The organism is Myxococcus eversor (genome assembly GCF_010894455.1).
Lineage (GTDB): Bacteria > Myxococcota > Myxococcia > Myxococcales > Myxococcaceae > Myxococcus > Myxococcus eversor.
In genome coordinates this window covers 199,034-208,185 of record NZ_JAAIXY010000023.1, presented here as the reverse complement: position 1 = coordinate 208,185, position 9,152 = coordinate 199,034, and the positions used below count along the sequence as shown (strand labels likewise).

At 71.5% G+C, this 9,152-nt stretch carries 8 protein-coding genes; 4 read left to right on the top strand and 4 right to left on the bottom strand.

Annotation, left to right across the window (positions count from 1 at the left end; all coding sequences use genetic code 11):
* From G4D83_RS47335 to G4D83_RS36525, 3 genes are all read left to right on the top strand, one after another.
* Positions 1–96: IS3 family transposase (locus G4D83_RS47335; protein WP_420826686.1), on the top strand; the 96-nt coding region annotated here is incomplete at its 5' end.
* 192 nt (positions 97–288) lie between these two features.
* The gene (locus G4D83_RS36530; protein WP_163869524.1) at positions 289–2,034 is read left to right on the top strand and encodes a sensor histidine kinase; all 1,746 of its coding nucleotides are present in this window, start codon (positions 289–291) and stop codon (positions 2,032–2,034) included.
* A 42-nt stretch (positions 2,035–2,076) separates the two neighbouring features.
* Complete coding sequence (locus G4D83_RS36525) at positions 2,077–2,859, top strand: SDR family NAD(P)-dependent oxidoreductase (RefSeq protein WP_163869523.1); 783 nt, start codon at positions 2,077–2,079, stop codon at positions 2,857–2,859.
* A gap of 63 nt (positions 2,860–2,922) precedes the next feature.
* Here the strand turns inward: G4D83_RS36525 and G4D83_RS36520 are convergent, their stop codons facing one another.
* Complete coding sequence (locus tag G4D83_RS36520; protein ID WP_163869522.1) at positions 2,923–3,534, bottom strand: outer membrane beta-barrel protein; 612 nt, start codon at positions 3,532–3,534, stop codon at positions 2,923–2,925.
* 222 nt (positions 3,535–3,756) lie between these two features.
* Between G4D83_RS36520 and G4D83_RS36515 the strand changes: the two genes are divergently transcribed.
* Entirely contained in the window at positions 3,757–4,542 is a 786-nt protein-coding gene (locus tag G4D83_RS36515) for a 2-keto-4-pentenoate hydratase (RefSeq protein ID WP_163869521.1), read from the top strand.
* Between the two features lie 23 nt (positions 4,543–4,565).
* Here G4D83_RS36515 and G4D83_RS36510 read toward each other — a convergent pair whose 3' ends face one another.
* The 3 genes from G4D83_RS36510 to G4D83_RS36500 form a co-directional block, all read right to left on the bottom strand.
* Positions 4,566–6,020 carry a hypothetical protein gene (locus tag G4D83_RS36510; protein ID WP_205522802.1) on the bottom strand — a complete coding sequence of 485 codons (1,455 nt, stop codon included), beginning with the start codon at positions 6,018–6,020 and terminating at the stop codon, positions 4,566–4,568.
* 185 nt (positions 6,021–6,205) lie between these two features.
* Positions 6,206–7,486, bottom strand: coding sequence for a hypothetical protein (locus tag G4D83_RS36505; protein ID WP_163869520.1), 1,281 nt, complete (start codon positions 7,484–7,486; stop codon positions 6,206–6,208).
* A gap of 132 nt (positions 7,487–7,618) precedes the next feature.
* On the bottom strand, positions 7,619–9,112 hold the full coding sequence (locus G4D83_RS36500; RefSeq protein WP_163869519.1) for an FAD/NAD(P)-binding protein: 1,494 nt from the start codon (positions 9,110–9,112) through the stop codon (positions 7,619–7,621).
* Positions 9,113–9,152: the final 40 nt, after the last annotated feature.

Below are 9,152 nucleotides of genomic sequence, written 5' to 3'. Positions count from 1 at the left end.
GTCTTCTACAACCGTCAGCGTCGCCACTCCTCGCTGGGCTACGTAAGCCCGGTGGAGTATGAGCGGACAGCCTCACCGGTTGCGCAGGCAGCATAACCACGCTGTCCACGGAACCGGGGCAAGCTCATGGAGGCTGTGAGCCTATCCATTCGCTTGATAGGTCGCCTGCTAATTACTCAGGTACTTCATGGAGTGACCTGTCGTCAGAAGAGTTGGCGAGTAGAGAACACGTTTGGGGCATTGGAGGGGCGAGGAGCCAGACTGGGTTGAGCCCAAGGGGAGTCGAACATGCCGATGGAACCTGTCGCGCCCATGTCGCTGGAAGAGGCGCGCGCGGCGGAGGACGCGGACTCGAGGCAGCTCCTGTCGGCCGCCACGGTCGAAGAGGCGCTCGCCGTGCTCGTGGAGATCGCCCGCCGTCTGATGCGTGCCCACCAGGCGACCGTCGTCCTTTCGCCCGCTCCTGGGAAGACGCGAGGGGCGAGCGTCACGTCGCTCTCGCGCGCCTACGAAGTCTGGGGCGGCTACACCGTGCCGTCCAGCGACGAGCCCGGCCGCACGTCGAGAGAGCGTCGCGCCTCTCGCGCGGAGCCTCGGGGCCGGCTGTCCGTGCCGCTGCCCTCCGACGCGGGCGTGCTCTATCTCTTCGACCGGGAGGTCGGGGACTTCAGCCGTGAGGACGAGCTGGCCCTCCATCGGCTCGCCCAGCTGGCGGGACTGGCGCTGGAGTCCGCGCGCCTCCTGCGCGAGGAGCAGCACGCCCGCGCGGAGGCGGAGTCGGCGGAGCAGCGCGCGGCCTTCCTCGCGGATGCGAGCCGGGTGTTGGCCTCGTCCTCGTTGGACCCCAAGGCCACGCTGGACGCCCTGGCCCGGCTCTGTGTCCCCATCCTCGCGGACTGGTGCTTCGTCGACATCCTGGACGAGACGGGCACCGTGCAGCGCATGTCGGTGGCGCACGACGACCCCAGTCAGGACGCGCTCGCCGAGCGCGTGCGGCGCTTTCCCACCGGACCAGAGGGCAGCGCGCACCCCACCTCCCGCGTGGTCCGTCACGCCGAATCCCTGTTGGTGGACGACGTCAACGAGGCCTGGCTGCGCCGCGTGTCGGTGAGCGACGCCCACTACGAGACGATGCGCGCGGTGGGCTTCCACGAAATCCTCTCCGTGCCGCTGCTAGCGCGAGGCCGCTCGCTGGGCGCGCTCACCTTCCTCGCGGTGCGTCCCTCGCGCCACTACAACGCGGCGGATTTGGAGACGGCGCAGGACCTGGCCCGCCGCGCCGCGCTCCTCGTGGACAACGCCCGGCTGTACCGCGAGGCGCGCCGCTCCGTGCGCCTGCGCGACGAGTTCCTCGCCGTGGCCAGCCATGAGCTCAAGACGCCCCTCACCCCGCTCCAGCTCCGCCTCCAGTGGCTGCGGCGGCAGACGCGCAAGGACCGGCCCTACCTCCCCACGCCGATGGTCATCTCGCAGCTCGACGTCGTGCAACGCCAGGTGGACAAGCTGTCGGGGCTCGTCCACGGCCTGCTGGACGTGTCGCGCCTGTCCAGCGGCAGGCTGGTGCTGCACCGCGAGGACGTGGACCTGGAGGCGGTGGCGCGCGCGGTGAAGGACCAGCTCGCCGTCCCCGCGAGCCAGGCGGGAAGTCCGGTGTCGGTCTCCGTGCGGGGCGACGTGCATGGGCACTGGGACCGGGTCCGACTGGAGCAGGTGCTGACGAACCTGCTCGCCAACGCGGTGAAATACGGCGCGGGCCATCCCGTGCACATCGCGCTCCGGGGAGAGGCGGAGCGGGTGGTGCTGCGCGTGGAGGACGCGGGCATCGGAATCGCCAGCGAGTACCAGTCCCACATCTTCGAGCGCTTCGGCCGCGCCGTCAGCGAGCGCCACTATGGAGGGCTGGGGCTGGGGCTCTACATCACCCGACAGATTGTCGAAGCCCACGGTGGCGACATCCAGGTGCGCAGCGAGCCGGAGCTGGGCAGCCGCTTCGAAGTCACGCTCCCCCGTCACGAAGCCGCCGCGAATGCGTGAGTCGCCCGGCGCTCGGCTATAAGGGCGCTGGGAGGAAACAACATGTCACGCAAGGTGGCCCTCATCACCGGAGCCTCGGCTGGCCTCGGAGTGCATTTCGCGCGGCGCTTTGCCCGGGACGGGCACGACGTCATCCTCGTCGCACGCGGTGCCTCGCGGCTGGAAGAGCTCGCCGCGGCGCTGGAGAAGGAGCACGGGGTGAAGGCCCACGTGCTGCCCACGGACCTGGCACAGCCGGAGGCCCCCGAGCAGCTCTTCGCGCAGGTGGCCCAGCGCGGACTGACGGTGGACTTCCTCGTCAACAACGCGGGCTTCGGCAGCTCGGGCCCCTTCCTGGACCAGGACGTGAAGCGCGAGGCGGAGATGGTGCAGGTCAACTGCACCGCGCTCCTGAAGCTGGCGCACCTGTTCGCCAGGCCCATGCGGGAGCGCGGCCAGGGCCGCATCCTCAACGTGGCCTCCACCGCCGCGTTCCAGGCCGGGCCCTACATGTCCACGTACTACGCGACGAAGGCGTTCGTCGTGTCGCTGTCGGAGGGGATGTCATACGAGCTGAAGGGCACCGGCGTGACGGTGACCTGCTCCTGCCCTGGCGCGACGCAGACGGAGTTCGCCCAGCGCGCGGGCAATGACAAGAGCCGCCTGTTCCAGCGCTCCGGCGTGGCGAAGCCCGAGGACGTGGTGGAGCACGCCTACAAGGCGATGATGCGCGGCAAGGTGCTGGCCGTGCACGGCGCCCTCAACGTCATGGCCTCCTTCATGGTGCGCTTCAGCCCGCGCTCCGCCGCGACCGCCATCGCCGCGGGGCTCAACCAGCAGGCCTGAGACCTGGGGGGGCCGTGACTCGTCCGTGAGAACGGAAGCGTCACGGCCACCCGAGGCCGACCATCAGTTGAACGTGGCGGTGAAGAGCAGCGAGAAGCTGGTGACGTTCCAGTCGTCGCCGTCGTTGGCGTCGCTGCGGATGCGGCCCAGCGCCACCTCGGCGCCGACGCCCACCGCCCAGTTGTCGCTCACCCACCACTCCTTGCCCAGGCCCAGGTTCAGGCCCACGCCGGAGTCCGTCTCTCCCTCCGTCTCGCCGTCCTGCGTGACGCTGAGCTGGTTGGCAACCACCGCGCCGGAGATGTAGAGGTTGACGGGCATGAAGTAGTACGTCACGCCCACGCCAATCCCGGCGTAGTTGCTGGCCACGTCGTCGCCCTCGTCACCTTCAATCGTGATGTCGCCCACCTCGATGTCCGGGTTCGTCGTCGACGTGCCGAAGAGCTTTCCGTAGATGATGAAGTTGTTGATGATCGCGTAGCCCAGCTCCAGGTTGAGGGAGCCCGAGGCGCCCTTGATGGCCAGGTCGACTTCCTTTGCCTCGGCGCGCGTGTAGCCGATGCCCAGCTGGCCGCGCAGGTAGAAGCCGTCGTGGGTATGCCGCCCGGGCGTCTCGTCCGCGAACGCCAACGTGGTCGGTAGAAGCACTGCCGCGAAGAGCCAGAGATATCGCATGAAGTGGAGTCCTTGCTTCGGGATGCCCGCCCGGCCGGGGGCCACAACCGGGGTTATGCAGCACGTCGACCCGATGATTCCAGTCCCCGGATGCCCCGTGTCTCCGGTGGGCGCGGCTTATACCCCGGAGCCGGACGCCCTGCGCATCAGCCGCCTCGCCTGGGGCTTCCGGCCGTGCTCTGCTGCGCCGCCCCCGCAACACCCCACCTGGAGAGGGATGCAATGACGCAGACCGTGGACCCCTCGGAGCTGGCCCGACGCCTGGACGCCGCCCGGCGAGAGCGGCGCGAAGTGCCGCCCCTCACGAACGACCTGCCCCAGCTCACGCTGTCGGAGGCCTACGCCGTCCAGGAGGGGGGCATCCAGCTCCGCCTGGCCGAGGGTGAGCGCGTCGTCGGCCTGAAGATGGGCCTGACGTCCGAGGCCAAGCGCAAGCAGATGAACCTGGACTCGCCGGTGTACGGCGTCCTCACGGACCGGATGTGCGTGGCGGCGGACGGCGTCATCCGGCTGGGGCAGGGCATCCACCCGAAAATCGAGCCGGAAATCGCCTTCCGCACCGCGCGCGAGCTGAGCGGGACGGTGACGCGCGAGGAGGCGCTGGACGCGTGCGAGTCCGTGTTCGCCGCGATGGAAATCCTCGACTCGCGCTACCGCGACTTCAAGTACTTCTCCCTGCCGGACGTGGTGGCGGACAACTCGTCCTCCGCGCTGTTCGTCCTCGCGACGGAGGAGCACCCGCCGCGCGCGCTGGACTTGACGCGCCTGGAGATGAAGATGTCGGTGAACGACGCGGTGGTGCAGTCGGCCCGCTCGGACGCCATCTCCGGAGACCCGGTGCTGTCCGTGGTGCAGTTGTGCGCGCTGCTCGCCGAGCGGGGCCAGGTGCTCCCCGCCGGCAGCATCGTCCTGGCGGGCGCCGCCACGGCCGCGCACATGCTCCAGCCTGGAGACAAGGTGCGGCTCGTCGTGGAGGGCCTGGGCTCCGTGGCGGTGTCTGCCGGGTAGCGCGGCTCCGGGCTTCCGGTGCCTCAGTTCATCCACGACGAGGACACGCCCGCGCTCGAGTGACGCGGGCGCGTGTCGGTGTCGTGCCAGCGCACCGCGTAGCGGTCCCCGTGCTGGCGCAGGAAGGCTTCCAGCCGCTCCAGGCCCATCCGCTCGGGCATGGCGTGGCGCGGGGCCAGCGCCCGCTTCAGCGCGGGGTGGTAGCGGACGACGGAGGCGAAGTCGCGCGGGTACTCCCGCTCGTCCACGCCCACCAGCTCGCCCCGGTCCAACCCGCGCGAGAGCAGCTCCCGCCAACGTTGCAGCGGCGCCATGCCCAGCGAGTCCACGCCCCGGGAGCAGAGCATGAGGAAGAGCGCATCCCAGGGCTCGGACGCGTCCAGGTAATGCTCCAGCGCGCGGGCGGAAGGGCGCGTGTTGAGCACCATCCAGAAGGGCACCGCGCCGGTGCGCAGCGCCCACCAGGGCTCCAGCAGAATCGAGGACTCCACCAGCAGCTGTCCCAGCGGCATGCGCCTGTCGCGATACCAGTGCCGGTACAGGTCCGCCACCAGCGGGCTGAGCGCCTCCGGCTCCGGATAGACGATGCGACGCAGCCGCCAACGCCGCTTGCGCGCCAGGCGCTGGAGGTCCTCGCTCAGCGCGGGCTCGAAGCCCCACTCCGCCTCCGGGCTGTCGCTGTCCGGCGGCGGCGTGGGCCAGCGCGGATGGGACGAGCCCTGGCTCCGCAGCCACGCCTCCACGCGCGGGCCACCCAGGTAGTACTCGTCCGGGCTCGCCCCGCCCAACGCCCCCTGTTGGAAGACGTGCCGCTCGCCTTGCCGCAGCGTGGGCCAGCGCAGCTCGCACTCGGACACGAAGAGGGCGGCGCCGGGCTCCAGCACGTCCTCCAGGAAGCGGACATAGGCGGCGCCCAGGCGGCGGCGCTTCACCCGGAAGTGTGTCAGCCCTCGCAACAGGAGCCGGTCGTGGTTGGCGTCGTGCGTGTGGTGCAACTGGAGGTCCGGATGGGACTCCAGCAGGCGGCGCGCGGGCTCCCTGGCGAAGTCCAAATCCTTGAGGGGCTCGTCCACGGGCACCCGTCCGTCATGGCGCACGGACAACAGCTGCGTCTGGGGCAGCCACGGAATGCCCAGCGCCGCGCACAGGTGGACGAGCGCGCCATTGGAGGCGCCCACCACGGCGGCCGGGTAGCGCCGGCGCGGGTAGCGAGCCACCACCCAGCGCGCCAGGGCCTCCGCGTCGAAGTGGGCCAGCGCGCGCGGCGTGAGGGCCTCCGCCAGTCCGCCGCGGACAAAGGCCGCCTCGCGCAGCGGCACCGAGAGGTGGTTGACCACCGGGAGGAGCGTCTCGAACAAGGGGTGGGTGTGGCGGTGCGTGCCCAGCGCGGGGAAGTCGCGGCCGTGCAGGAAGCTTGCGAGCGCGCGCAACATGGCGGCCGAGGAGTCGAAGTCCGCGACGAAGCGGCGCGCCATCATGGTGGACCTGCTTCATCGCGCCCGGAGCGCCGCGGCGTGCCAGGACTCCTTGCGTGCGGCAGGCCCATTCCCCCTCCCAGGCGGTGAGTGCGTCCGTCAGGAAGGTAGCCCCTGGAGGCCACCCGAGCAGGCCGCCGACACCAGCCCGTCCGCACGAGGGGAGGGGAGGCGTGCGTGCGTCGCGCTCAGGGCTCCGGCCGGCGCGCGGTGGAGGGGAGGTCCGCCGTCACGCGCAGGCCCTGGGCCGAGTGCGCGCGAGCGCAGGGCTGGATGCGGGCCTCCGTCGGGCCCAGCGTCTCCAGCACGAAGGAGGAGTCCTTGTGGTGCGGGGGGGACTCCGGCCAGTGGCCTCGCTCGGCGCGCGCCAGGTCCACCTCCGCCAGGGTGATGAGCGCGTCGTGCTGGAGCCTTCGTACATCCAACCGCTCCGCGTACTCGCCATAGGTGGCGATGTGCGGTCCATGGATGGAGCCGAGCTGGTTCTCCTCCTCGCTCGCCTCCAGCAGCGCGAAGGCCCGGCGACGCGCGGAGGTGGGCAGGTCCGCCGCGGCCGTCAGCGCGTCGAAGCCCTCCACCAGCGTCCACCACGCGCGCCGCGAGCCCAGGGGGCCGTCGTTGATGGCCTCCTCGTCCCTCAGCTCCAGCGGCACGCAGTCCTCGCTGTGCGGCGGCAGCGCGGCCAGGGCCTCGTCGGACAAGAGGCCCCGGAAGTAGACCAGCTGTACCAGCGCGGACTCGTGCCGCAGCGACATGGAGAAGGGCGCGAAGCCCTCGGCCAGCTTCACCAACTGGGCAATCGCCAGCGGCTTGCGCTCCGTGGGCGCCGCGTCCAGCGCGTCCGCGCACGGCCGGTAGAGCACGCCGTGGCCCGTCGCGGAGAGCAGCTGCCCCTCCATGCCCCCGCCCAGCTCCAGCTCGCGGCTCAGCGCCAGCGCGTCCAGGCACGTGTCCAGCGCCGCCAGCGGCCTGCCCTGGGAGAGCTTCAGCCGCGTGTCCAGCGCGGCCAGGTTCACCACGTACATCAACGCGAACTTCCCGTTGGACCGCGCATGGGTGACGGGCGCGAGCACCCCCAGCCGCTCCGGCAGTCCGCCGAACTCCGCGTGCGTCGCCGCCAGCACCTGCTCCAGCAGGGGCCGCGCGCGCTCCAGCGTCTCGCCGCACGCCGAGGGCAAGGACGACGTCGGCAGCTTCCCGTCCGCCACGTCCCGGCAGTGCTGCCCCAGCGTCGAGTCCGGACCCGTGCCCGACTTCTGCCGCTCCTGGTACAGGTGCAACACGTCTTCCAGCAGCGGCTCCAGGTGGCGGGCGAAGGTGCCCGGGCTCGGCGGCTGCACGTGCGAGGGCCGCGCGTACCGTGCCCGCGCCAGCTCATTCACCTCGCGCACCAGCCGCTCCTCGAGCGGCCCCGTGCGCAATTGCAAGTAGGCCAGGCTCCCCGCGCAGACGAGGAGGAGGGCGAGCATGCCTCCTGCCACGGGGATGAGAGCGCGATGGGAAGTCATGAGGGGGAAGCCCGGCGGCGGGAAGCCTCGCATGAAATCCCGGCTCCAGGGGTTTCCACTCTTCCGTGGACAGGCTGCCCCGCCAGTCTATTCTCAGCCAGCGCTGCGGCGGGGGGCGATGAAGCCGCGTCCCAGCCGCTTGAGCAGGTGCTCGGACAGGGCGCGGGCCTGGGTGCGAATCTCCGGCACGGCCGTGGTCTCCCACAGCTCGCCGCGCCGGAGGGGGCCCAGGGTGAACAGGCGCCCCCCGGCATGCCCGTTCGCGTCCAGCAGCGCCCCGTGGCGGTCGGTGTCCAGGCCCAGGCCGAGGGCGTCCGGGCGCACCCGGCCTTCCTCGGCGAGGCGATGCAGCAGCGGATGTCCATGGCGGGTGACGTCGCCCTCCGGGCCCGTGCAGTTGACCACGTGGTGGACCTGGAGGTCCTCCTCGCGCCGCTCTCCCCGGCGCCGGACGCGCACCCGCACGGTGCCCGCGTCGTCTGGGTGGAAGCTCCGCACGCGGGCCGCGTGCAGCGCCAGCCGGCCCTGGGTCCTCAGCCGCTCCAGCCCGTCCGCCACGTCCGGTGCCATGCGGTGGCGGTGCACGTCCCAGTAGGCGCGCAGGTGCCGCAGGAAGCGCCGGCGCTCTCCGATGTCCAGCCGCTGCCACAGCGGCACCGTCACCGGCCGCAGCGCGTCCATCACCGCCCGCCAGCTCGCCCCTGCGTCCGTCGCGCGGCGCACCTCGTGGCGCAGCACGCGCAAGAGCGCGCGCACCCGCACGGGGATGGGATGGGGCTGCTCCAGGGCAGGCAGCCCGTCGTCGCGCAGCCCCGTGTCGCGCAGCGCGCGCAGCACGTCGCGGATGCCGGGCGAGGCATAGGTGCCCTGGAGGACGGTGCGCGGGTGGCGGTGCGGCAGGAGGCCATGGCGCGACAGCGCGTGCAGCGCTCCCCGGTGGCCGCGCTCCTCCAAGGACAGCACCGCGTCCACCATGGTGAGCCCCGTGCCGATGAGCAGCACCGTGTCGTCCTCGCCAATGCCGTCCAGCGCGCCCGGCGCCCACGGCGAGCGGTGGTAGCGAGGACTTGTGTACAGCCCGCCGTCCGCCACGCGCAGGTCCGCGGGGCTCGCGTTGCCCAGGGCCAGCACCGCCGCTCGCGCGACGAGCTCCACGCCGCCTCGGGTCGTCAGCGTCACCAGCCCGCCGTGCTCGCGCGTCGACGTCACCTCGCCCGACTGCGTCTCCAACTGGACACCCGGGGGCGCGCGGGCGATGGACTCCTTCAACACGGAGTCCAGGTACTGGCCGTAGCGCAGCCGGGGGACGAAGTCTCCGCCCTCCGTGTCGGGTGTCTGCTGGCGCAGCCAGCGCAGGAAGTGCTCGGGCTCCTCGGCGAAGGCGCCCATCCGCGCGGCCGGGACGTTGAGCAGGTGACGCTGGCTCCGCGTCGAGTAGGCGAGCCCCTGGCCCACCTGCCCGCCCCGTTCCACCAGGAGGATTCGGAAGGGGGCGCGGGCCTGTCTCAAGAGGTGGATGGCCAACAACGTTCCACTGGCCCCTCCCCCCACCACGGCCACATCCCAGGGGCTGCTCTGAACTCGCACGCCGCAATCCTATGTCCGTCCCTGCCCCACGGCATCCCGA